23 protein-coding genes are annotated in these 23,229 nt (G+C 42.9%); 17 read left to right on the top strand and 6 right to left on the bottom strand.

Annotated features, from left to right (window positions below):
* Nucleotides 1-13 precede the first annotated feature (13 nt).
* A complete protein-coding gene (locus ACQCT8_RS10520) occupies nt 14-1,084 on the top strand; it encodes an ABC transporter substrate-binding protein (protein ID WP_426870875.1) in 1,071 nt (356 codons plus the stop codon).
* Nucleotides 1,085-1,481: 397 nt separating this feature from the next.
* Here ACQCT8_RS10520 and ACQCT8_RS10525 read toward each other — a convergent pair whose 3' ends face one another.
* Entirely contained in the window at nt 1,482-2,162 is a 681-nt protein-coding gene (locus ACQCT8_RS10525; protein WP_426870877.1) for a GIY-YIG nuclease family protein, read from the bottom strand.
* A 159-nt stretch (nt 2,163-2,321) separates the two neighbouring features.
* Between ACQCT8_RS10525 and ACQCT8_RS10530 the strand changes: the two genes are divergently transcribed.
* From ACQCT8_RS10530 to ACQCT8_RS10560, 7 genes are all read left to right on the top strand, one after another.
* On the top strand, nt 2,322-2,768 hold the full coding sequence (locus ACQCT8_RS10530; RefSeq protein ID WP_426870879.1) for a DUF4385 domain-containing protein: 447 nt from the start codon (nt 2,322-2,324) through the stop codon (nt 2,766-2,768).
* A 152-nt stretch (nt 2,769-2,920) separates the two neighbouring features.
* Nucleotides 2,921-4,066: an HD domain-containing phosphohydrolase gene (locus tag ACQCT8_RS10535; RefSeq protein ID WP_426870881.1), complete on the top strand. Its 1,146-nt coding sequence runs from the start codon at nt 2,921-2,923 to the stop codon at nt 4,064-4,066.
* Between the two features lie 23 nt (nt 4,067-4,089).
* On the top strand, nt 4,090-5,955 hold the full coding sequence (locus tag ACQCT8_RS10540; RefSeq protein WP_426870883.1) for an adenylate/guanylate cyclase domain-containing protein: 1,866 nt from the start codon (nt 4,090-4,092) through the stop codon (nt 5,953-5,955).
* A 146-nt stretch (nt 5,956-6,101) separates the two neighbouring features.
* A complete protein-coding gene (locus tag ACQCT8_RS10545) occupies nt 6,102-6,254 on the top strand; it encodes a YpzG family protein (protein WP_426870885.1) in 153 nt (50 codons plus the stop codon).
* A 312-nt stretch (nt 6,255-6,566) separates the two neighbouring features.
* Complete coding sequence (locus ACQCT8_RS10550) at nt 6,567-7,013, top strand: MarR family winged helix-turn-helix transcriptional regulator (protein ID WP_426870887.1); 447 nt, start codon at nt 6,567-6,569, stop codon at nt 7,011-7,013.
* 3 nt (nt 7,014-7,016) lie between these two features.
* The gene (locus tag ACQCT8_RS10555) at nt 7,017-9,674 is read left to right on the top strand and encodes an MMPL family transporter (protein WP_426870888.1); all 2,658 of its coding nucleotides are present in this window, start codon (nt 7,017-7,019) and stop codon (nt 9,672-9,674) included.
* Between the two features lie 209 nt (nt 9,675-9,883).
* Complete coding sequence (locus ACQCT8_RS10560; protein WP_426870890.1) at nt 9,884-10,828, top strand: acetamidase/formamidase family protein; 945 nt, start codon at nt 9,884-9,886, stop codon at nt 10,826-10,828.
* Nucleotides 10,829-11,193: 365 nt separating this feature from the next.
* Here the strand turns inward: ACQCT8_RS10560 and ACQCT8_RS10565 are convergent, their stop codons facing one another.
* Together ACQCT8_RS10565 and ACQCT8_RS10570 are read right to left on the bottom strand one after the other, a co-directional pair.
* Nucleotides 11,194-12,888, bottom strand: coding sequence for a methyl-accepting chemotaxis protein (locus ACQCT8_RS10565; RefSeq protein ID WP_426870892.1), 1,695 nt, complete (start codon nt 12,886-12,888; stop codon nt 11,194-11,196).
* Nucleotides 12,885-14,012 carry an ATP-grasp domain-containing protein gene (locus ACQCT8_RS10570; RefSeq protein WP_426870894.1) on the bottom strand — a complete coding sequence of 376 codons (1,128 nt, stop codon included), beginning with the start codon at nt 14,010-14,012 and terminating at the stop codon, nt 12,885-12,887. The genes ACQCT8_RS10565 and ACQCT8_RS10570 overlap by 4 nt, the downstream gene beginning before the upstream one ends.
* 202 nt (nt 14,013-14,214) lie before the next feature.
* On the opposite strand from ACQCT8_RS10570, the gene ACQCT8_RS10575 reads away from it, so the two are divergent.
* The 7 genes from ACQCT8_RS10575 to ACQCT8_RS10605 all read left to right on the top strand — a co-directional run bounded on the left by ACQCT8_RS10575 (nt 14,215) and on the right by ACQCT8_RS10605 (nt 18,919).
* Nucleotides 14,215-14,547, top strand: a complete 333-nt coding sequence (locus ACQCT8_RS10575; RefSeq protein ID WP_426870896.1) for a four-helix bundle copper-binding protein — start codon at nt 14,215-14,217, stop codon at nt 14,545-14,547.
* A gap of 260 nt (nt 14,548-14,807) precedes the next feature.
* The gene (locus tag ACQCT8_RS10580) at nt 14,808-15,164 is read left to right on the top strand and encodes a VOC family protein (RefSeq protein WP_426870898.1); all 357 of its coding nucleotides are present in this window, start codon (nt 14,808-14,810) and stop codon (nt 15,162-15,164) included.
* A gap of 32 nt (nt 15,165-15,196) precedes the next feature.
* The gene (locus ACQCT8_RS10585; RefSeq protein WP_426870900.1) at nt 15,197-15,871 is read left to right on the top strand and encodes a VOC family protein; all 675 of its coding nucleotides are present in this window, start codon (nt 15,197-15,199) and stop codon (nt 15,869-15,871) included.
* A 56-nt stretch (nt 15,872-15,927) separates the two neighbouring features.
* On the top strand, nt 15,928-16,653 hold the full coding sequence (locus ACQCT8_RS10590) for an MOSC domain-containing protein (protein ID WP_426871233.1): 726 nt from the start codon (nt 15,928-15,930) through the stop codon (nt 16,651-16,653).
* Between the two features lie 15 nt (nt 16,654-16,668).
* Nucleotides 16,669-17,313 carry a pyridoxamine 5'-phosphate oxidase family protein gene (locus ACQCT8_RS10595; protein ID WP_426870902.1) on the top strand — a complete coding sequence of 215 codons (645 nt, stop codon included), beginning with the start codon at nt 16,669-16,671 and terminating at the stop codon, nt 17,311-17,313.
* Between the two features lie 29 nt (nt 17,314-17,342).
* The gene (locus ACQCT8_RS10600) at nt 17,343-17,834 is read left to right on the top strand and encodes an N-acetyltransferase family protein (RefSeq protein ID WP_426870904.1); all 492 of its coding nucleotides are present in this window, start codon (nt 17,343-17,345) and stop codon (nt 17,832-17,834) included.
* Between the two features lie 95 nt (nt 17,835-17,929).
* On the top strand, nt 17,930-18,919 hold the full coding sequence (locus ACQCT8_RS10605; RefSeq protein ID WP_426870906.1) for a Gfo/Idh/MocA family protein: 990 nt from the start codon (nt 17,930-17,932) through the stop codon (nt 18,917-18,919).
* Nucleotides 18,920-19,140: 221 nt separating this feature from the next.
* Here ACQCT8_RS10605 and ACQCT8_RS10610 read toward each other — a convergent pair whose 3' ends face one another.
* Complete coding sequence (locus tag ACQCT8_RS10610; protein WP_426870908.1) at nt 19,141-20,025, bottom strand: EamA family transporter; 885 nt, start codon at nt 20,023-20,025, stop codon at nt 19,141-19,143.
* Between the two features lie 165 nt (nt 20,026-20,190).
* Here ACQCT8_RS10610 and ACQCT8_RS10615 point away from each other — a divergent pair, with 165 nt between their 5' ends.
* A complete protein-coding gene (locus ACQCT8_RS10615; protein ID WP_426870910.1) occupies nt 20,191-21,123 on the top strand; it encodes an alpha/beta hydrolase in 933 nt (310 codons plus the stop codon).
* A gap of 44 nt (nt 21,124-21,167) precedes the next feature.
* Nucleotides 21,168-21,653 carry a GNAT family N-acetyltransferase gene (locus ACQCT8_RS10620; protein WP_426870912.1) on the top strand — a complete coding sequence of 162 codons (486 nt, stop codon included), beginning with the start codon at nt 21,168-21,170 and terminating at the stop codon, nt 21,651-21,653.
* Nucleotides 21,654-21,743: 90 nt separating this feature from the next.
* On the opposite strand, the gene ACQCT8_RS10625 is transcribed toward ACQCT8_RS10620, so the two are convergent.
* Nucleotides 21,744-22,007 (bottom strand): hypothetical protein, encoded by a 264-nt coding sequence (locus tag ACQCT8_RS10625; RefSeq protein WP_426870913.1) that lies wholly within the window; start codon nt 22,005-22,007, stop codon nt 21,744-21,746.
* A 175-nt stretch (nt 22,008-22,182) separates the two neighbouring features.
* The gene (locus ACQCT8_RS10630) at nt 22,183-23,142 is read right to left on the bottom strand and encodes a D-2-hydroxyacid dehydrogenase (protein WP_426870915.1); all 960 of its coding nucleotides are present in this window, start codon (nt 23,140-23,142) and stop codon (nt 22,183-22,185) included.
* Between the last annotated feature and the right edge of the window lie 87 nt (nt 23,143-23,229).

The raw sequence follows: 23,229 nt of genomic DNA on the forward strand, positions 1-23,229 counted from the left end.
GGGGGAGATTTCGTTGAAAAAATGGATCGGCATTGCAGGAGTTCTATGTATGTTGTTGGCGGGATGTTCAAATCCGACAACGATTGATGAGGGAGAAGGAGTGGACAAAGAAAATCCATCCGGTGATCTTTCTCCTTTAAGCAAAAAAACAACAGTCGTCATCGCTGAGGACGGAGCTGCATCAGGAGCGGGTTTTTATATTGCAAATGAAAAGGGATACTTTGACGACTACAATATTGAAATCGAATTTGCCACATTTGCCAATAGTGATGATATGCTGCCTGCCCTTGCATCCGGAGAAGTAGACATCGCCGGCGGTATTTCTTCGGCATCATTCTTTAACGCGATAGCGCAAGGAATTGATGTGAAAATCGTGGCAGACAAAGGTCATAATGTAGAAGGAAAATCATACTTCACCTTCGTCATCGGTGCAGATAAGCAGGAGGAAATTAAGGACTACAGCGATTTGAAAGGAAAGAAGGTTGCTGTTTCATCACAAAATGCATTAGATGAATACATTTATTTTGAAATGCTTGAGCACGCCGGTTTAGATAAGGATGATGTTGAATTTGTTCTAATGCCGGACTTTGGGAATATGCTAGCGGCTATTGAAAATGGATCGATCGATGCAGCTCTGCAAATTGAGCCCCTTATAACACAGGGAATTGCGAATGGCATTCATGTTCGATTAGGTGATGCAACGGACTTTGCGCCAGAAGCACAAATCGCCATGGTGTTGGGCTCCCCGGATTTCATAGGCAAAGAAAAAGACGTTTCTCTCCGCTTTATGGCTGCGTATTTAAAGGGAGTAAGGGACTATAATGATGCTTTTACCAAAGGTCAGGATAAGGATGAAATTATAGACATTATGACGCAATATACTGCGCTGAAGGATGCAGCGGTCTGGGAGGATGTATTTGTTACAGGTCTCGATCCTGATGGAAAAATGTTTGTCGATAATATTCGTGAGCAGTATGAATTGTACAAAAACAATGGAGCTATTCAGGGAGAAATCGATTTTAATAAAGCAATTGATACGACATTAACAAAAGAAGCTGTAGAAATTTTGGGGGAATATAACTAAAAGAGGAGCCTGGGACAAAATGTGTCTCGGGCTCTATGACCGGTTCACTTCGCTTCAGGCGGACGCTTTCTCCGCAGGGACGGCGCTGAGCCTTTTCAGGGCGTTGCCCTGCAAAGGCTCAGCTTGCCGTCATATCCTGCAGGGAGTCGCCACCTTCCGCTCCGCTCACTACTATTACTAACTAAATATATCCTCTTTTTTCAAAATTTTTAGAGTTCTGTCCCAGCCTTTTTTAGCCGAATCACTGCGCTTCAGGATGAGACTTTTCATGTGAAGTATCATCTTGCCATCAAATACATTTTGCTAAATATAACTTTTAACAGCTAGGTCCCAACCTCTTTTGACAGTTTCACTTTGTTTCTGCAATAAAGGTGTGCTGAAGCCTACCGGACCTGTTTTACTTCGGCTTCAACACTCCTTGTTTTACCAGATTCACCAATGCACCTTTGTTTTTATATCTAAAATAAACGCTCAGCCTTTTTAAATCGTCAGTAGTTAAAGAAGAGAAATCCTGAACGAGTGTATACTCGTTTTCTAATTTTTTCAGCAAAATTTTTGCATAGTCCTGCTGTTTGTTAGTAAGGGGCAACCGTTCTTCTTGTTGATTTTCTATGAATGAGACTGATTCTGACTGCCGGTTTTGATGAATGGAGTGCAATATGTCCTTGGAATAATGGCCATTCTTTATCCAATCTACGTCCTCCTTTGATAAAGAAAACCACTCTCCTTCTACTCTTTTTTCAGAGAAGTGATGGTGAAAAGCCTTCTCTGTTTTGTGATGATCTCCCGTTTTAACTAAATGAATCAGTTTATTTTCAAAGGGAAGCTTTACACTAAACAGATTCATTCTTTTATCTACATATTTGGTCTTGCCTATTTTAAACGTTCCGTTCATGTATTCCTGAACAAAATACACATACCCTGGTGCATTTCCATCCATATCTGATGATTCCATTGCCTTTTGAATCTCCCGCTCATTCGGTTCATAAAGAAACACTTTTTGCTGCTGGTAAATGACCTGCTGAGTTTCTTGCTTTGGAGGGGAAGAGAATAACCTGTTTACAAAATCCTTGATCATAATATCACTTCTTTCTATAAGTATAAGGTCTATTTAAGGGAACTAGTTCTATTATACTATAGTTACAAATAAATGGAATGTCTGCTTAATCATGATTGTGCTGCTTAACGTTAGGCGGGTTGAGTTAGGGGGTACTGTTGGAGAAAGGGAGGAATAAATATGGCGTTTGATTATGATCTTGATTTTGATAATATTGATTTCCGTGAGCAGCCTGAATTGTACAGGGTCGGTCGGGGAGAGCAGGGTGTATTGATGGTGGAGCCTTATAAGGGTGAAATTTTACCGCACTGGCGCTTTAAAACTCCGGATATAGCGAAAGAATCCTCTGAAAAAATTTATGAAATGTTTCTTGAGTATAAAGAGAAAAATGATTTTGTCGGGATGGACATGGCCAGAAAATTTATTCAGATGGGCTATACCCGCGCAAGACGGTATGCCAATTATAAAGGTGGCAGCAAATATGATAAAGACGGGGAAATAAAAGACCGTCAGATAAATGATGAAAAAGCAGAATCAGCAGCGATTTTTGAAAAGAAATGGATTATCGTGAGGGAAGATGAAGAATATTTAAAAGCGAAAAAAGAGCATCAGAAAAAATATGGATAACAGGAGCTTGCAGGTAGCTGCAGGCTTTTTTTATTGGGTAATATGACTTATATTTCTTTTATATGGTATAATAAAAGCATTATTTATAATTAGTTGAAATGAGAAATTTGTCATATAAAGAACTTAATTACACCTATTTTGGAGGATGGGACATGAATCAGGAAAATATAGAAGCCCCACAAAAGCAGACGGAGCTTCAAGCGGAAGAAATGCTTGAGATTATGTTTGATTTTGCAGCGAAAATTGCACATGAAAATAACCTGAATAAGCTTCATCTGTTAATGGCTGATTTGGGGAAAAAATTGATACAGGCTGACCGCTGCACGCTCTGGCTGCTGGATGAGGAAAAGCATTTGCTGTGGGCAAAAGTGTCTCATGGACTGGACAGAATTGAAGTGCCGGCAGATTCAGGTCTTGTTGGACATGCCCTCTCCACTGGGGAACCGGTTGTCGTGGATCATGCGTATAACGACCCCCGTTTTAATGCTGATATAGACAAAGAATCAGGATATGTAACAAAGTCCGTTCTTTGCATTCCAATCCGAAATGACGAAGCGCATCTTATTGGTGTCTACCAGGCGATCAACAAGCTGACAGAGCAGGGTAGATTTACAGAAAAAGACGTAAAGCATTTATCCCTTGCTGCCTCCTACACAGGACAGTCCATTGAAAAAGCAATGCTGCATGTGGAAATGATTGAAACACAAAAGGAAATCATTTTTACGATGGGTGAAATAAGCGAAAACAGATCTCAGGAAACGGGCCAGCATGTAAAACGGGTAGCGAAATATTCCCGATTACTTGGTTCTCTTTGGGGTTTAAGCGAAGAAGAATGCAACATACTTGAACTTGCTTCCCCCATGCATGATATAGGCAAGGTTTCAATCCCGGATGAGATTTTAAAAAAACCCGGCAAATTAACAACGGAAGAATTTGAAAAGATGAAAACCCATGCAAGCATCGGGTATGGCATTTTTAAAGGATCTAAACGAACGATTCTAAAAGCTGCGGCTGTAATTGCCCAGCAGCACCATGAACGGTGGGATGGCAAAGGCTACCCAAGTGGATTGAGCGGAGAAGACATTCATTTGTATGGGAGAATAACGGCTTTAGCAGACGTTTTTGACGCCCTTGGAACTGCCAGGGTCTATAAAAAAGAGTGGTCCATGGAGGCGATTCTTCAGTTAATAAAAAAAGAACGCGGTAAGCATTTTGATCCTGGTCTGGTGGACCTTTTCCTGACAAATCTGGATGCGTTTCTTGAAATTAAAACCGCTTATCAGGACGGGCACGCATAGTGAATGGGGAAGGGGAGCATCCTGTGTTAAAAGATAAGATTTATGTTTTTGAAAAAACATACGAACTGCCGCGTAAAAAAGTGTGGGAGCTTTTATCTAATACAGAGCATTTAAACCGGGTTTCAGGTCTTTTCTCCGTGCATTTTTCACCCGCTCAATTTCTTGATGATGCCATGTTCCGCTGGGCAGAGGCTAAGACTTTCGGTATCATCCCGTTAAAGTGGAAGGAGTTTCCTTTTGAATGGGTGAAAGAAGAGATTTATTCAATCGAAAGGGTGTATGTGAAAGGACCGATTAAACGGCTGCTGTGGAGCATTGAATGTGAAGATCATCTTTTACCTAATGGAACCTCAGGCACTAAAGTAATCGGAAGAGCCATATTTACTCCGGCGTCTCTTGCAGGTTATGCCGCGATCCCGGTTGCAGGTGTACCTCCCATTAAAAGAATTATGAATTATATTGATTTATACCTTGCCTCTTTTAAAAACAGCACGAAAGAAAAGCTGCCGCAGATAAGAAAATCCTTTCAGGTTGACCAGGACCGACTTTTCCGCATTTGCGATGAACTGGTGAAAGAACAGTTCAGCAGCAAGCTGGTGGAGCAATTAAGAGATCATTTACTTTTCAACGGGGATGATGAGGTATTGCAAATGAAACCTTATGCCCTGGCAGAAAAATGGAGTGAACATCGTGAGCAGGTTCTGGCTTTATGTCTTCATGCCACTCAAAAAGGACTTCTTATCCAGTCATGGAGCTTAATGTGTCCAAACTGCCGGGTGCCGAAAGCGACGGTCTCCTCTTTATCAGGTGTCACTAGTCAGGTTCACTGCGATCTTTGCGGGATCGACTTTAACATAAACTTTGACCGATATATTGAAATGCGTTTTTCCGTTCATCCCGCTGTGCGAAAAGCTGTGGATCAGACTTACTGTATGGGAGGCCCTATGACCTCTCCTCATATTACTGCGCAGCATCGGATTAAACCGTCCGACCAAAAGAAAATACGCATTCCCCCATTTCATAAAGAGATGAGGCTGAGAGTGCTGAAGCACAATCACAGTGCTTATCAAAAAGAAAATTCCGGTTCTGTATTGGTATTTGGTACAGGCGGGTGGGACAAGGATTTTATCCATTTTCCTGACCAGGGCGGGTTCCTTGAAATCCGGAATAGTACTGAAAATGAAATTACTGTTGTTTTTGAGGAAACCGTTTGGGACGAGCAGGCGGCAACAGCTCAGACGGTCACATCCCGGCAGCTTTTCCGGGATCTTTTTTCAAAAGAAGTGCTTTCTCCTGATCAGCAGATTGGCATCGAATCCTTGACCGTGTTGTTCAGCGACCTTCAAGGCTCTACGTCTCTTTATCAGACCATTGGAGACGCGATGGCGTATCGGCAGGTGGATGAGCATTTTGCCTATTTAAAGCACCATATCGCACAGAACAGGGGAGCGGTGATTAAGACTATAGGTGATTCAGTTATGGCGGTGTTTAATCGATCAGACGATGCGGTTGCTGCTGCGCTTGAAATACAAGCAGGCATCGATGCTTATAATAAAGAAAAGAGCACTTCTTTAACCATTAAGCTTGGATTGTTTACAGGCCCCACGATCGCAGTAAATGCGAACGATCTCCTTGATTATTTTGGCCAAACCGTGAATCTTGCAGCCCGGATTCAACAGCAGAGTGAAGGAAATGATATCGTTATAAGCAAGGATGAATTGGATCATCTATCTCCATTTCTTTCTCTTTTTCAGTACGATTCTTATCAAGTAAATACTCAACTGAACGGAATTGATCAGGAAATCACGCTTATTCAACTGAAAAACATTACGTATGCTGGGCATGCTGAAAAAGATGCCAGGCAGCTGCAGGCGGCAGGCAGTAAATAAACATAAGAATGCACCCAATTTTCACATGACAGTACTTTAATGAAACGGTCCCCACCTCAAATCTATAACATAATTTAAAGGGATCAACGCATACTAAGAAAGATGCGAGAGTATCCTGTTTTTTATCCTGTATATGAGGTGAGTCGATGAGCACACAAGATCATTTAGATCCGCAATCTCAGAAATTCCACCACAATTGGACAAGGCCAAAGCATGCTTCGTCGCAAGTGAATGGTCAGACAGAAATGTCCCAGCACGATATTAAACTGCGGAGAGTTCCGAGATCCGGACGCCGGTAAGAAGCAAGACCCGGGAGGTTTTCCGGGTCTTGTTTTTTTAGAATGGCGGCATATTTAAAAAATCCATATCTTAAGGCAAGAAAGATTATTAGTAAGAAGCAGAGCGGAAGGCGGGGGACTCAGAAGGAGATGACGCCAAGCGTCCGCCTGTTGCGCAGTGAATAGGCTGACAAGCCTGAGACATATTTTATCCCAAGCACAATTTAAATTCTAAACTCGCTTATGTAAAACACAAGATTAGAAGATTACTATTGACAGAAAACAGTTTACCCCCTAAACTAATCAGGTAGAATAGTTTAGGGGGTAAACTAGATGGACAAACGACTGATTGAAGCAGTTGAGTTATTTGAAGACGTTATTGTGCATGGGACGGAGCGTGTTCTGAAATCAGTGGATTCACCCATTTGGCAGGAGTATTCCCGTGAACAGCTGCAGTTGATGAAAATGATCAGCAAAAACGGAGCAATGCCTGCGGGTAAGCTTGCCTCCTTACAGGGGGTACATAAAAGTGCTGTGTCGAGCCGAATCAAAAAACTCGAGGAAAAAAAACTGATTCACATCATAAAATCCTCAGAGGATCAGCGTACTAAGCTGATTAAGCTGACGGACGAAGGTGAAAATGTGGTGCGGCAATCGGATCAGGCAGTTTATGAGTATGTGGAAAAGCTTTTTTCCGATCAGGTGACCGATGAAGAGCTGAACCAATTTGTTGCGACCTTTAAAAAAATCAGGGAAATTTTAAAATGGGAAGGTGTTTAATTCGTGAATCAGGTTATTAAGTGGAGATGGCCCATCGCCATTGGTTTAGTCGTTGTGACGGTTTTATTATTTCTAATTTCACCTAATCTTACACAGCAGGCTGAGGAAGCGGGAACGTTTCAGCTGCCGGAAAATGCTGATTCTCAGCGTGCTGCTGAAATCCTGGAAAATGCCGGAGCAGGACAGGATACAATTTCGCTCGTTTTTCCTTTAGAGGAGGAGTTGAATGAGGCTTCAAGGGAAGAAATCGGCGCGATTGTCGAGGAGCTTGAACAGCTTGAGGCTCCCGTAACGGATATTCTTGATCCTTTTGAAAGTGAGGAAATTGAAGACCAGCTTGTGTCCGAAAATCAGCAGACCGTTTTAGTTCCTGTTACGGTTGAAGGTACAAATGAAGAGATTATTGAGCTTGTTGAAAGCATACGATCAGACATCATTGGGGAAGAAATCACAGCGTATCTCACAGGAGAAGCGGTGATCAATAATGATGTAAACCTAAGTGCGCAGGAAGGGCTTGAACGGACAGAAATTATTACAGTAGTATTAATTTTTGCTTTGCTGCTTGCGGTTTTCCGCTCAGTTGTAACGCCGTTTATTCCATTGGTAGCAGTGGGGCTTACGTATTTGATCAGTCAATCCATCGTGTCGTTTTTTATTGACTGGTTTGGCTTTCCGGTTTCCAACTATACTCAGATCTTCCTGGTAGCTATTTTGTTTGGGATCGGAACAGATTACTGCATCCTGCTTTTAAGCCGGTATAAAGAAGAACTGTCAGCTGGGAAACCGGTTGAAACAGCGATCGTGAACACGTATAAAACAGCGGGAAGAACGCTGCTGATCAGCGGCCTAGCAGTGTTTATCGGCTTTTTTGCAATTGGCTTTGCAGATTTCCCGATATTTAAATCAGCTGTAGCGGTTTCTGTCGGAATTGCTGTACTGCTGCTTGTTTTATTTACGATTGTTCCATTCTTTATGGCCGTATTAAAAGAAAAGCTGTTCTGGCCGTCTAAAAAATCTGTTTCTCATAATGACAGTAAACTTTGGACACGGCTGAGCGGATTGTCTGTCAACCGACCGTTAATTTCCATGGCGGTCGTTGCGATTATTACCATCCCGCTGCTTTTCACTTATGATGATGATTTATCGTACAATACGGTGGATGAAATCGGCGGTGAATATGAGTCCGTTAAAGGGTTAAATGCAATTGAGGATGGCTTTGGAGCGGGGGATTCCCTTCCGGCTCAGGTGATTATTTCGAGTGATGAAGATATTATTTCAGAAAGTACTGTCCCTTATATTGAATTAATCAGTGAAGAGATCTCTCAGGTAGAGGGTGTTGATTCCGTTCGTGCCATTACCCGGCCGACCGGAGAAGTGATTGAAGATTTCTATATTGACCGCCAGCTTGCACAGCTGACTGAAGGGCTGGATGAAGCGCAAAACGGTCTTGGAGATGTGCAAAGCGGATTGACTGAAGTCGAAGCAGGCCTGAACGAAATAACTGGTCAGATTCCTTCAGGTGAATCTCAGGAAGGCGCAGGGGGTCTTGGAGAAGCTGCTGGAGGTCTTGGGCAAATTAATGAACAGCTCGGTCTTGTATCTCAAGGACTGCAGCAGTCTCAAAACATCCCGCAAACGGTTGAGCAAATCGCCGCTATTCAGCAGCAGCTTGGAGCTGTTCAGGAAGGGATCAGCGGTGCAGCAGGGCAGATTGAAGCGCAAAGTGGGCAGGCAGCAGGACTTGGGGATGGATTATCTCAGCTTGCTGAAGGTGTGAGTGCTTCAAATGAAGGTCTCACACAAATTTCAGATGGACTAGAGAGTGCTGTCTCAATTATGGAGGAAATGAGTGAAAGTGAAGCTGTCCGTGACACGGGCGTCTTTATTCCTCAAGGAACACTTGAAAGTGAAGATTTTGTTCAGGTACTTGACCGATACGCGATCGGAGAAGAAACCGGAACGAAGCTGGAAGTGATTTTAGAAGACAATCCTTATTCTCCGCAGTCCATTGAAACAGTGGAGAGAATAAAAACAACAGTGGATCGGGTTGTAGTAAATACCCCGTTTGAAGATGCTGAAATTGCTTATGGAGGCATTTCAAGCATTAACAGTGACCTGGACGTCATTTCCTCTAATGACTTTACTCAGACGGTTACGATTATGCTGATCAGCTTATTCATTGTGCTGGCCATCTTATTCCGGTCATTTATAATGCCGCTGTATATGATCGGCTCGCTTCTGTTAACCTACTTTACTTCAATTGCATTTGCAGAATTAATCTTTGTGAATGTATTTGATTTTGACGGCATCAGCTGGGCTGTTCCATTTTTCGGCTTTGTGATGCTTGTGGCGTTAGGCGTGGATTATTCAATCTTTTTGCTTGACCGTTTTAGAGAAGAAGCACTCGGCGGGTTAAGCGTCCGGGAAGCAATGAAGGTTTCCATGGCAAAAATGGGAACGGTTATTATTACCGCTGCCATAATACTTGCAGGAACATTCGGAGCGATGATGCCTTCAGGCGTATTGAGCCTTGTGCAAATTGCGACCATTGTTATCACAGGACTTTTGCTTTACGGATTAATTGTTCTGCCGCTCCTTATACCGGCTATTACCGTTTCTTTTGATAACGGTGTCTGGTGGCCGTTTAAGAAGAAGAAATAACTACAACGGTTTAAGAAGGCAAAAAATGTGCCGGTGAGACTTTCAATCAGAAAGTTTCACCGGCTTTTTTAATATATGGGCTCATTCATCATCGTGCTTCTTTCTTCCTGAATTCAGCTGGTAAGGATTTGAAAAAATGAATTTCGGGTAAATGAATGGAAAGGGAAGTTTCTTTCAAAAACCCCATTTTATCTGGAAGGATGAAATCTATGTCAACTACACATCGATTAGAAGCGAAAAACGATTTTTTGCATGGTACATTTTCAAAGGATTATGAACCAATCATGTCCATTCAATCGGGGGATTCCATTGAACTGAATACGATCGGACTGGAATGGGGCTACACATATGAGGATGGCAAAGAAGAAAAATTTCTATCACGTGAAAATGAAGATGGGCTGGGGCATCCGCTTATTGGTCCGATCAGAATCGAAGGAGCGCAGCCCGGCATGATGCTGGAAATTAAAATAAATGATATTATCCCAAGCTGGTATGGCTGGAATGTGGCAGGCGGGGCAAATGTCTGGCATAATTCCATTGTTGGTTTAACTGAAACTCCTCAGCTTCGTGTGGATTGGGAATTGAACCGGGACACAATGACCGGAAAAGCAAAAATAGGAGACCGGTCTTTTTCTGTTCCTCTTGCACCGTTTATGGGGATTATGGCAAATGCTCCTGCCGATGAAGGCGCACATTCCACGATTCCGCCGAGAAATTGCGGAGGCAATATTGACTGCAAGGAATTAGTGAAGGGGAGTACGCTATACTTGCCGGTTGAAGTGGATGGAGCTTTGTTTTCGGTAGGGGACGGTCATGCGGCACAGGGAGACGGAGAAGTTTCCGGAACCGCCATTGAATGCCCGATGGATAAAGTAGATTTAACGTTTACGCTTCACGGCCAGCCCACATTGACCATGCCGCATGCGCATACACCTTCAGGGTGGGTCGCATTTGGCTTTGATGATGACCTGAACAAGGCGACCGCCATTGCGCTCGAAGGAATTCTGCAAATTATGCAGGAAAAATACAGCCTTGATAAAACAGAAGCGATGGCTTTAGCAAGTGTTACCGTGGATTTAAGAATCACGCAAATTGTAAATGGAGTAAAAGGAGTTCACGCTGTCCTGCCACATGGTGTGCTGAAAGAAGCCTAACAAATGAAAGCATGAATGCTTGCACCATAAGCGCAGTGAATCGTTCGAAGAGGTAGAGACTTAACTAAAAGAAGTTTAAAAATGATGCAGTATTTATTAATAGTATGAGGTGTGCGGAGCAGAAGGTGACGACTCCCGCAGGATATGACAGCAAGCTGAGACTTTTCAGGGCAAGGCTCAGCGCCGTCTTTGGGGAAGCGTCCGCCTGAAGCGCAGTAAACCGGACTAGGAGCCTGAGACACTTTGTCTCAGGCTCCTAGTCTTGTTGTGCAAATTATTAGTAATATAAAAGCTTCCTTGTAAACAGCCTGAAAGTATCCGAAATGAACAGGCCCCATAAATCAGTCTTCATTTCAAGCTTGTTTTCACACTACAAATTTTTTCACTAAATCATTCAATGAATGAGCCATCTTTTGCAGCTCGTGGTTTTGCTCCTGAAGCATTTCGACGGTTGCATTTTGCTGCTGGGAAGAAGCAGAGATTTCCTGAATGGTGGCGACGCCTTCTTCAGAAATAGCAGCAATTTCATGAATGGATTTAATCGATTCCGTGGAAGCAGTATTTACTTCTTCCACACTGTTTACGATGGTGTCCACTTTTGATGTAAGCTCGTTGACAGCCTTGAAAATTTGATCAAAAAGTTCTCCGCTGGTCGTGACGAGTTCCACTCCATTGCTTATTTCTTCATTATCACTTTTATTTGATTGAAGCATGGTTGAACATTGATCCGTGATTTCTCTCAAGATCGCTGTAATCGTTGATACCGTTTCTTCAGTCTGGCCGGAAAGCTTTTGTACTTCCTGTGCTACTACCGAAAAGCCTTTTCCAGCTTCTCCTGCTCTTGCTGCTTCAATTGAGGCATTCAGTGACAAAAGATTAGTTTGGTCTGCAACGTCTTTAATCAGTTTAATATCTTCATTGATCTGGCTGATTTTTTCTCCTAAAAGCGTAATGCGGCCGGAGCTTACATGGCCATTTTCCTGGATTCGGTTGATTTGTGTTGAGATTTCTTTTAGTTGAGTAGAACCTTTTTCAGCAATCTTACCCGTTTCTTTTGTAAAATGTTCAATTTGCTGCGTCTGCTGAGAAACATCCCCGATTTTATCTGCCATAACAGAGAAGCCCTGTGAGATATTATCGATATGCTGGGTACGGGTTTCAGATGCTCTGGCTTCTTCGCCCGTGCCGACCGCGATTTGTGAGGAGGCTTCAGACAATTCGTCAAATGCCTGGACTAATGTTTCACTCGTTTGGTTGATTTGGGTTGAGTTTGTTTTCACACTTCCGATGATTTGGACCAGGCTGGTGCGCATATCTTCAAAGCCTGCTGCAAGAGTGCCAATTTCATCTTGTCGTGTTACATTAATTTCCTCTGATAAATCACCGTTGCTAATCTTCTTTAAGGAAGAGAGCAGGGAGTAGATTGGTTTGTTGATCTGTCTGCCCATAAAGTAAGCGATAAGACTTCCTATCAGCAGAGATACGGCAAATAAAATGATTTGAAACACCAGGATTAATTCCTGCAGGTCGTGAACAAAGGTTGTATCCATATCAATTCCAACGACTGCGTCCGAGCCGGCCAGTGGAATAAAAAATGATTTATGTACACCCCATTCATCCTCATAAATCGAGGTTAAAACCGTTTCCTGAGAGGTGTAAGCCTGTTCCTGCTCCGATGTAAAAGGGGACTCGATCATTGATTCTTCACTGCCATTCAGTGCAACGATATAGTCTGTGCCTTCCTGCTTGGTCAGAACATATACATATTCAATTCCTTCTTTGCCTGAAATAAAGGAATTCAAGGACTCTGTCAGTTCACCGCCAGCTTCTTCGGGATTTTGAATGGCATCTGAAATGAGGGCTTCATCAAGGTTATCTGCCAGGTACTGTCCGTTAATTTGAAGGATCTGATCAAATTGAGGCAGGACGTGCTCATCCACAATATATGTTGTGAGAAAATGAACAAAACCAAATACCAGCATACCAAGAAAGACAAACGGTATGATGAAGCTGAGAAATAATTGAGTGCGAAGTGACTTTTTCGGGTTAAGCTTTTTCATATGACAGGCTCCTTAGACGACAGTAATTGTATATAATGAGACAAATCAAGAGAGAGTAAGTGATGAATTTCGCTTATATCCATAGATTTAAAGAATATAACCGCAAATGTCCGATCATCTGAAGCGGAGATTTCGCGGTATTCAAGAATATGTGTGAACTCTTTTTTAAGCTTTTCGTGATCGATTGAGTGAACCAGTGATTTACTGATGTCTGATGGCAGCTCTGCACAGAAAAAGCCGTATACAGCGTCATCTTTCCCGTTCAAAATTTCTGCCCATTTCGGTTCCATGTCTTTGAAATAGTACTCAGCACCCTTAATTCCAAAGGCGTGATCACTCACATCCGTCGTTCCTGCTCCTGCAAAACGCAATGGATTTAATTCGATTGGAACAATCCCATTTTTACTGTTCCGTACTTCTAAATGAAAAGGATAGTTTACGATATTTAACTGCTTATTCAACTCTGTTAAATAGTTTGTAATCGACTGCTTCATCTCCTGCATGATAGGAGCGGAAGTATAATAAATCCGGTCTGAAGTATCATGCTCGTCTGCAAACATACGCTTTAGAATATTGAGGATGACAGGTTTGCCGTCGTGATTAATATAGCAATCTACTGCGTATTCATCTCCGTCGATCCATTGTTCAACGATAATTTCTTCCCCGTCCAGCACTGAATTGGAATACATGCTTTTTGACAGCAGCAAATCTGCATACAAACCCTTTACAGCCTCCTCCCACTCTGATTCACGGTGAACAATATAAACACCTACACTTGAATAGCCCTTATTTGGTTTAATGACAACGGGATAAGGGACGTTACTTTTATCCTTGGCAAGAAGTTCTTCCATTGTTAATAAAGCAAAATAGTAGCTTGGATTAACAGCTGAAGCGAATTCCCGAAAGGCTGCTTTATTTTTCATCAGCTTGGATGCAAGCGTAAAAGCGTGTGCAGGATGCTGGTTTTCCAAAATGGAAAGACAGCTTTCTGAATTGGTGAGCAGTTTTCCATTGGAAGGAAGTGCGAGTTTCCTTTTATCACCGCTGTAATAGATTGGAATACTATGGTTAATTGCTGTTTGGATTAATAAAGGAGAAACAATCTGTTTATCTAAAATGAGCAAAAATTCAGCACCTCCGGATCGTAGTACTTATTTCATCGGCTGGGAGGTTAAATAGTTAATATGAACTATAAAAATACATTAATTCAGAAGATTATAAATATAAGTGTTATTGAATGTGAAATGATTTTAATCTGAAATGTTTAGTTGTAATCAGAAAGGTAAAGAAAAGTAATAGAACGATTAATAGATAGGAGGTAATGAAATGGGACATGAACAACATAGTGAATTACTTCAGGCTGTACACGATTGTGCAGCAGCCTGTAACCATTGCTTTGATGCTTGTTTAAACGAAGATGATGTGAAAATGGTGAGTGAATGCATCCGGTTAGACAGAGAATGTGCTGACATGTGTGCGTTTATGGAACAGGCAATTTCCAGAAATTCTCCGTTTATCGCTCAGCTTGCCTTTTTATGCGCAGATATTTGTGAAGCCTGCGGAAACGAATGCCAAAAACATGCAGATCACCATGATCATTGCCGTCAATGTGCAGAGGCCTGCTTTAGATGCGCAGAAGCCTGCAGAAAAGCAGCATAAAAAAATGCTGGGGGCTGCCGGGAAAGATCCCCAATGTTTTTCCTTAAGCTCCTGTCAATTTGCAATTAAAAGAAAAAACTTTTCTTTAATCGACATCCGTTTTGCGTACATGCAGGACGGATTTTTTTAAGAGCACAAAAAAAGGATAGTTTTTTACTTTTACTTTATGAAAATCTAGAACTTCACAGGAAAGAAAGAGGGAATTATTGTTATGATGAAACATATAGAATAGTTCAGCTGAAAAAAGGGGGATGTTGAGCATGTCAGGGAAAGTGGTCGGTTTTGAATTAAACAGTCAGCAGCCTGAGAAACTTATGGAGTTTTATTCAACTATTTTTGGCTGGGAGATGGAAAGCAGTAATTGGGGCTACACGCCAGTGCATACGGGCAGTGAAGGGGAGAGAGGGCTTGGCGGAGGAATCGCCAAGGGTCCGGAGGAATATCCGCACGGAACAAGAATACAGATTCAAGTAGACTCTATTGATCTTACATTAAAAGAAGCAAAACGCCTGGGAGCCCGCAATATGACAGAAAAAATGGAGTTTGATGACTTTTGGCTCGCTTATTTTACAGATCCTGAAGGACTGGGCATCGGCTTAATTGAACACATGAAATGACGGAGCACCAAAAAGACAGGAGGAAAAAAAGCGTGGAAATCTCGAAAGTGGAAATCTATACGGGTGATCTGAAGAAATTGAAAGCGTTCTATTTAGAAACACTTGGATTTTCCGTAATAAAGCAGGATAGGGAAAAATTTTCTGTCAGGGCGGGAACGAGCGAACTGATGTTCATACAGAAAAGCGGAAATCCTTTTTATCATTTTGCTTTTAATATTCCTGCTCGTTATTTTCACACTGCAAAAGAATGGGTCCGTTCAAAGGTAGAGCTGAACAGGGAAAATGGAGAAGACGAAGTATACTTCAGAGCGTTTGATGCGGATTCTTTTTATTTTGAAGATCCATGTGGAAATATCATAGAATTCATTGGCCGCAGCGGGAATAAAAGTGAATTTGGAAACTCTTTTTCGGCAGATCAGCTGCTGAATATCAGCGAAATTAACCTGACAACAGATCAGGTGTTAAAGGCAGCGGAAGAGTTAAAAAAAGAGGGGATTCTAGGAGAAGAGAAAACGATCCATCCGCAGGAGCTGAATTTTGTAGGAGACGGAGAAGCATTTATTCTACTCGGGCCGCCTGCACGCACATGGTATTTCTCAACCCATCAGGCAGAGATTCACCCGGTGGCCATTGAGGTCAATCAAACGAAAAGAGTAGAGCTTGACAGTTCCGGAGATATTTTAATCAAAAATATAAATGGATACTAACCAGCCTCCGCCACATATCATAAAGTATCATCGCAGTTCAGGAGAGGGTGGTTGCTTTGTTAATTGGACACGTGAAGGAAATTACCCGCTATCCGGTAAAATCGTTTCAGGGTGAGAACGTAAAAAAAACACAAGTCATGGACTATGGCTTATATGGAGATCGAAGTCACGCATTTAAAGATGAATCAAGAGAAGATAAATTTTTGACCATTACTCAATGCCGGCAAATGGCTCAATATAAAGCAGCATTTTCAGGTGCGGAATCCTTACACGCTTTTCCCCAGCTTTCCATTACTCAGCCGGATGGTGCAATAAAGCAATGGGGAGATCCTGCCATTCTGAAGGACCTCGAAGCTCTGTCCGGCCGTCCGCTGAGTCTTGTGCGCTATGCCCCCAGCTATGTTCCATTAGGGGCGATTGAAGAAGCTCACTTGCTTATGATCACGAGCTCTTCGCTGAATGAGCTTTCAAAGGTAAGGGGAGGGAATGTGGACGGCAGAAGGTTTCGTCCCAACCTCGTAATCGAGTTGCTGCAGGACCAGCCGTACAGTGAAGAAAATTGGCTGGGGAAAACGCTGGTGATAGGCAAACAGGTGGAGATCCACGTAACGTCGACCTGTACGAGATGTATGATCATCACGGTTCATCCTGATAGCGCTGAAAAAGATCCCTCCCTATTAGCTGCTGTAGCAAAAGAAAGAAATAACCAGTTTGGGGTTTATGCATCCGTGTTTCAAAGCGGCGAAATCCGCATGGGTGATGAAATCCGCCTGAAAGAATAGGAAGTGAAACAGTCTATGAATACAGATCCAGATCTGTCATTTGATAAAAAAATCACCACCATCGAGCAGCTTGAAGCCATTATCGGCGAACCGGGCAAGCTCGCTATAAATAAAGTAATACCCGTACTTGACGGGCACTGCCGCACTTTTATTTCAAAGTCTCCCTTCTTAGTCATGTCTACATCGGATGAAAAAGGGAGAGGTGATGCTTCTCCACGGGGAGATTACCCTGGATTTGTGCATGTTTTAAATGAAAAAACACTGGTCATTCCAGAGCGGCCGGGAAATAAACGGGTTGATTCTATGAGAAATCTCTTGTTCAATCCAGGGATCGGCCTCCTCTTTTTTATACCGGGTCTGGGAGAGACGCTTCGGGTTAACGGTAAAGCCCAGCTCATTCAGGATGAAGAAATCCTTTCCCAATTGGCTTTCAAAGGGAAAGAGCCGCTGCTGGCTATTGCTGTGGAAGTGGAAGAATGCTTTATTCATTGTGCAAAGGCATTTAGGCGCTCAGGGCTGTGGAATCCGGAAACCTGGCCTGCCGGGCATGAGCTTCCATCGGCTGCGAAAATGCTGATCGAGCACACAAAGATAGACGATCACACAACGGAACAAATGACACAAAGGTTAGAAGACGGCTATATAAACAGGCTCTATTAAAAGGCGCATAGTATGAAAGGTGAGCATTCATGTATACCATTCGCAGTATGAAAAAAGAAGAGCTTCCTTTTTTAAAAGAGATGCTCTATGAATCTATTTATATTTCCCATGACAAACCCCAGGTTGATAAGCTTTTAGAAAAAGAGGGAATAAAAAAGTATATTGAAAACTGGGGAAGACAGGGAGATGCAGTACTTCTGGCAGTGGACGAGCAGGATATGCCCGCTGGAGCCATCTGGCACCGGCTATTTTCAAAAGAGAATCCCGGGTATGGCTTCGTTGATGAGAACATACCTGAAATCGGTATGGCGGTAAAGAAGCAGGCCAGAGGAAAAGGGGCAGGCAGAGCCCTGTTAGATGCCATGATTCTCTCAGCCCAAAAGCAAGGCTATCGGGCACTGTCATTAAGTGTGGACCCCGAAAATGCACCGGCTGTGAAATTATACGATAAAGCAGGTTTTGTTGAAGCGGGAACATACGGAACTTCGATTACTTTAGTAAGAAAGTTGAAGATGCAGTGATCTTCCATGAGTCATCTTTCTATGATTTGAAAGAATAATAGAATATGAAGCTTAACATACGAATACAGAACAAAAACATCAGAGGAGGATAAAAAATGCTAAACACAGCACTAATAAGCAGATGGCATGTACATGCAGACGATTACGCAAAAGAAGCGATGGAAAACCCTATGATTCATGTCCAGGCTGTATGGGATGAAGATCAGGAACGCGGTGAAAAATGGGCAGAGGAACTGAATGTCCGTTTTGAAAAGGATCTGGATGCGCTTCTAGCAGATCAAACGATTCATGCTGTGATTGTGGACACACCAACGAGTGATCACGAAAGGATTATTACGAAAGCCGCCTCTTATGGTAAGCATATCTTCAGTGAAAAGGTGCTCGGACTCACTGCTGCGGAATGTGAGAAGATTTTTAAGGCTGTTGACGAAGCAAATGTTTCACTCATGCTGTCTCTCCCAAGACTCACTGCAGGCTATTATTTACACGCTCAGGAGGTGCTTGACGAGGGGCTTCTCGGAAAACTGACGATGATCCGCTGCAGAACAGCACATAATGGGGCCGTTCCTTTTGATGGCAGTCCAAACGGCTGGCTTCCGGACCATTTTCTAAAGAAAGAGGGGACTGGAGGAGGAGCCCTGATTGATTTAGGTGCACATCCTATTTATCTGACAAACCGGCTTGCAGGAGAAGTGAAAAATGCAAATGCAAGATTCAGTCATTTTTTCAACTACGAAGTGGATGATCAGGCAGTAGTGCTGGTTGAGTATGCAAGCGGAGCACTCGGTGTGATTGAAACAGGATTCGTCTCAGGCGGCTATTTTGCCCTTGAGCTGCATGGAACAGAAGGGGTCTATCTTGTACAGGATGAACATGTTCGTTATAAAAGCAGCTTGGTTAATAACGGTGAATGGATCACCACACCTTCTTTGCCTGCTAATTTGCCAAGCGCCATGCAGCAATGGGTAAATGAAATTCTTCACGGCATCCAGCCTGCCATTACAAGAGAAGACATGATTCAACTGACCCGTGTAAATGAACTTGCCAGTCAATCCAATCTGAAGACAAGCGAAAGCTCTACATAACTAAAAGTCAAATGGGACTTTTTTAATAAAGTCATGGTCAGAATCATTTGCCAGCAGTGAAATGAACCGGTCAAAGAGGCTGGGACAAAGTGTCCCAAGCTCTTTGACCGGTTTGCTGCGCGTCAGGTGGAAGCTTTCCACAGGGATTGGCTGCTTGAGACGCGACCTTCATTTTGTTATGCACCAACCAACTTTTTTTGCAGCCAATTCAATTATTCAGTTTAATATGTATTTGCCGGCGATGCTGAAGATGTTGTTTTCAGGCTTAAAACCAAAATGGCACTGAAGAGCAAACCGACCCCTAGCCACGAAAGCAATGAAAGCGACTCTCCAACCAGGAAAACGCCGAGAAGAGCAGCTGTCAGCGGTTCAGCGAGCGACAATGTAACGGCTGTGGAGGCTTGAATGTTTTTTAAGCCAGCTGCAAAAAGCAAATAGGCAATTGCTGTAGCGAAAATGCCGATATATATACTGGATGCGAGACCGTTCACCTGAGTGATCCAGCTAAGGTCATACACAAGTAAGAGCGGCAGTAAAAGCAGGGCACTGAGCGTAAATACAAGGGCAACGACGGTATCCGGCGAATGTGATAAAAGCAGCTGCTTGCTTACAATGGTGTATCCAGCAAAAGAGGCTCCTGCCCCAAGCGCAAGTCCGATTCCTAACGGTTCCATTTGAATGGAATCCGGGTTGGCAAATAGTAAAGCGCAGCCTCCAATGGCTAAGACGGTGGCAGCCCACCAGCTTATTTGAGGAGTCCGCCTGTAAAACGTCCACTCCAGCATACCTGCAATTACAGGAGCGCTTCCGATTGCAATGACGGTCCCGGCTGCGATCCCGGTTATGCTCACGGCTGAAAAAAAGAAAGGCTGATAAAAAGCCATGCATAATGCAGCAAGAAAAACCGTTTTAAATGGCCAATTTTGTATCGTCCATTTTCCCTTCAAGCGTACATAAACCAATAAAAACACCCCGCCGATGGCAAGACGGATGGTGCCGAATACTATGGGGTGAGTGCCTTCTGGCGCAAAAGACTGAGCAGTCCCTGTAGTCCCCCATAAAACAGCTGCGAGTAAAACGAGCACGGCAGAAATAGTTCCCTTCATCTAATCCCTCTTTGTTTTTTAGTCATAATAGAGTGTTTCATTTCTCAGTGAAAATAATTTAACTGAAAACAGCTTTAAAGAACATGTTATCAGTCTAGTAAGAATATTTTAACATTTAAATACTCTTTACTAGTATGATTTAGGAAAAGAAGAGGGAGTGGCAGAATGCTGATAAAAACATTTTCTGATCGTCAACAGGAGCTTTTTGAGTATTTTAAACAAGGGAAGCTGCAGCAATTTCATAGACTTTTACTTCAAACAGAGCAGGATTTTCCTGAACGGATGGAAAAGATCTGCTTATGGAGAGCGTGTGCCTTCTCTAGTCAGCATGAATACGATGCAGCCATATCAGTCCTACAGGAAGCACTGCATACGGGCATCTGGTGGCATCCCCAAATGTTGAAAAATGACAAGGATTTACTGCCCCTTCACGGTAAAAAAGAATTTACCGAAATAATTGCACAGTGTTCAAAGCTCTTTGAAGAACACACACAGGATGCAGAAGCAAAGCTTTTCGTTTACGGCAGCCAGAAAGCGGATACAAGTATTTTCCCGCTGCACTGGAGAGGGGGGAATGCAGAGGATTTTTCTTCATTTTGGCTGGATGAAAAAACGGAGACAGAATGCGTCTTTGGATTTCCCCAATCCTCTCAGGTGTTTGGTCTGCATGCTTACAGCTGGGATGATAAAGAAAAGGCTTTACGTGAAGTCACGTCTCTCTATGAAGAATTTCAGGGAAAATTCACTGCGCAAAACAGGATCGTCGCGGGTGCGTCTCAAGGCGGTTCATTGGCACTGGAGCTGTGTTTAAAAGGGCGGCTGGCTGATGTTGATGGGTTTATCGCTGTAATCCCGGTAATTAGAGATGAGGACCTTGAACACTTCATGCTGCCTGAAAGACAAATTCAGGGTTTAAGAGGCTGCTTAATCACTGGGGACCAGGACCCTTTTTTGAAACAAACAGTTGAATTGCAAAAAACGCTTGAGGAACAAGGCATTCGCTGCCAGCTGATCATTAAAAAGGGGATGGGGCATGCTGTTCCTGAAGATTTTGCGAAGGATGCAGCAAAGGCTGTGGCTTATATCAAAGAAGTTTAATGTACGATGAAGCAGATCATTAAACTCCAGGGAGCTGAAGGTAATTGTTTGAAACACGAAGATGCAGATTAAGAAAAATTCGTATATCAGACGCTGAAGAGATAAAAGCAATGTACAGCAATGAGGAAGTAAGAAAATACCTTGGGGGAGTGCGTGACGCAAATTTCGTTCAGGAAGAAATAAACAAAATGGTTCTTTTACGTGAACCCATTTTCTGCTGGGTGGTAAGAGAGAAACGTACAGACCGGTTTATGGGGACCCTCTCCCTTAATCCGCATCACGATGGACATGATTTTGAACTATCCTATCAGTTTTTACCTGAGTGGTGGGGGAAAGGGTTCGCCAAAGAGACGGTTTTGTTCGCAATAAATTATGCGTTTACTGAATTAGAGCTGAAAAAAATTATAGCTGAAACACAAACGGCCAATGTGTCCTCCTGCAAATTGCTGGAGAAATCAGGAATGAAGCGTGAAAAGACAATCAGTAGATTTGAAGCAGAGCAAGCAGTCTATTCGATTGAAGCCGGCTGAACTAAATGAAAAATATAGCAAGGAAAATCATAAAGCGTTTAAACAGAGTTTCCCAACCCTTAGCTTCTTAATCAGCTGCATGGACATTAATTAAAAGCGCATGCAGCTCTGAACACAATTGGACCAGGAAGGCGTGCCGGGTGTTAATCCTAAAAGTGTACAGCGGCTTCTGCATGCCTGAAATTTCGGATCTCCGGGATTGTAGTAAGGGAAAGCCTGCACATAAAGCGGAATAAAGGATTGATACTGCTGACTTACAGGATCAAATTGACCGTATGGATTTGCTGGCTGCATCCACGGTGCGTAGGGGTAGGGAAAGGGGGAAGGCATATACCAATTGGCCGGGTTTTGCACTTGTAAAACCTCCATGGAATCACTTTTTTCTAGTGTATGCATTCAAAATGGGAGGGGAGACATTTACAAGCATTCTAGATATAAGTCTGTCACACGTAATAGGACCGGTTCATTCTTATGCCTGAGGGATGCCCCGCAGTGGAGATAAACCGGTCTACTGCCTGTACCTGTATAACTAGTATCCTTTTTTAAAATCAACCAGATTAATTGAGGGTTTTTGGTCTTTCAAGTAATCCTTAAGGTTTGGTATAAAAATCTCTTCAATCACACGCTGATTATAATATTCTGTTGCGCCTGATGTATGCGGTGTGATAATGACCTGATCCATTTCCCACAGGGGATTGTTTTCTTCAAGCGGCTCCTGCTCAAACACATCCAGACCTGCACCTGCTATTTTATTTTCCTGCAAGGCTTTAATGAGCGCTTTTTCATTCACTGTTTCGCCCCTTCCAATGTTAATAAAATAGGCAGATTCCTTCATTGATTCAAACTGTTCAGTATTAAAAAGTCCTGTTGTTTCTTTTGTAAGCGGCAATGTGTTAACGACGTAGTCACACTCGGGCAGAGCACTGGTCAATTCAGTCATGGGAATCATGGTATCAAAATATTCTTCTTCTTTCCCGCTTCTTCTAAAACCAATGACTTTCATGCCGAAGGCTTTCGCAATCTTTGCTGTTTCTTTCCCGATTGCTCCTGCTCCAAGCAGTCCCAGCGTTTTCCCGTGCATTTCAAGACCGAGTCCGGCGTGGTGCCAGGTTTTGGATTGCTGTTGTTTAACATACGTGTGGACGAGTCTGGTTAAACCGAGCATCATAGCAAAAATCGTTTCTGAAATTGGGTTAGCGTGAACTCCATTTGCACTCGTAACAAGTTGATTCCGTTTTTCAAATACATCAAGTGATAGATTATCCACCCCGGCGCTCCAGGACTGAAGCCACTTAAGACGGGCATCATCCGTTAAAAGCTCATCCATTTCCTTTTTCCAGCCGGCGATGATTTCAGCCTCCTGAAGATGAGGTTTCCAGCTTGATGCATCCTTGCCGGTAATAATGTTCCAGTCAGGCAAAAGAGTATGTACTTGTTCTTCCAAATGGGATGACAAATTTTGCGTAATAATTAATGTGCGTGTTGACATAGTTATTTCCTCCTTTATGCAGTTGGTTCTATCCTATCCACGGTTTCTTCTATTTCGATGTTGGAGTACCTCTTCCTATCTCATATT

Origin of the sequence: Jeotgalibacillus proteolyticus (assembly GCF_050107735.1) — a bacterium.
Lineage (GTDB): Bacteria > Bacillota > Bacilli > Bacillales > Jeotgalibacillaceae > Jeotgalibacillus > Jeotgalibacillus proteolyticus_A.

Excerpts from the sequence above, each read along its gene's own strand:
- ACQCT8_RS10525 (WP_426870877.1), bottom strand. The coding sequence starts at position 2,162 with ATGATCAAGGATTTTGTAAACAGGTTATTCTCTTCCCCTCCAAAGCAA.
- ACQCT8_RS10560 (WP_426870890.1), top strand. The coding sequence starts at position 9,884 with ATGTCAACTACACATCGATTAGAAGCGAAAAACGATTTTTTGCATGGT.
- ACQCT8_RS10600 (WP_426870904.1), top strand. The coding sequence starts at position 17,343 with ATGTATACCATTCGCAGTATGAAAAAAGAAGAGCTTCCTTTTTTAAAA.
- ACQCT8_RS10575 (WP_426870896.1), top strand. The coding sequence starts at position 14,215 with ATGGGACATGAACAACATAGTGAATTACTTCAGGCTGTACACGATTGT.
- ACQCT8_RS10630 (WP_426870915.1), bottom strand. The coding sequence starts at position 23,142 with ATGTCAACACGCACATTAATTATTACGCAAAATTTGTCATCCCATTTG.
- ACQCT8_RS10535 (WP_426870881.1), top strand. The coding sequence starts at position 2,921 with ATGAATCAGGAAAATATAGAAGCCCCACAAAAGCAGACGGAGCTTCAA.
- ACQCT8_RS10530 (WP_426870879.1), top strand. The coding sequence starts at position 2,322 with ATGGCGTTTGATTATGATCTTGATTTTGATAATATTGATTTCCGTGAG.
- ACQCT8_RS10545 (WP_426870885.1), top strand. The coding sequence starts at position 6,102 with ATGAGCACACAAGATCATTTAGATCCGCAATCTCAGAAATTCCACCAC.
- ACQCT8_RS10565 (WP_426870892.1), bottom strand. The coding sequence starts at position 12,888 with ATGAAAAAGCTTAACCCGAAAAAGTCACTTCGCACTCAATTATTTCTC.
- ACQCT8_RS10605 (WP_426870906.1), top strand. The coding sequence starts at position 17,930 with ATGCTAAACACAGCACTAATAAGCAGATGGCATGTACATGCAGACGAT.
- ACQCT8_RS10595 (WP_426870902.1), top strand. The coding sequence starts at position 16,669 with ATGAATACAGATCCAGATCTGTCATTTGATAAAAAAATCACCACCATC.
- ACQCT8_RS10550 (WP_426870887.1), top strand. The coding sequence starts at position 6,567 with ATGGACAAACGACTGATTGAAGCAGTTGAGTTATTTGAAGACGTTATT.
- ACQCT8_RS10615 (WP_426870910.1), top strand. The coding sequence starts at position 20,191 with ATGCTGATAAAAACATTTTCTGATCGTCAACAGGAGCTTTTTGAGTAT.
- ACQCT8_RS10610 (WP_426870908.1), bottom strand. The coding sequence starts at position 20,025 with ATGAAGGGAACTATTTCTGCCGTGCTCGTTTTACTCGCAGCTGTTTTA.
- ACQCT8_RS10580 (WP_426870898.1), top strand. The coding sequence starts at position 14,808 with ATGTCAGGGAAAGTGGTCGGTTTTGAATTAAACAGTCAGCAGCCTGAG.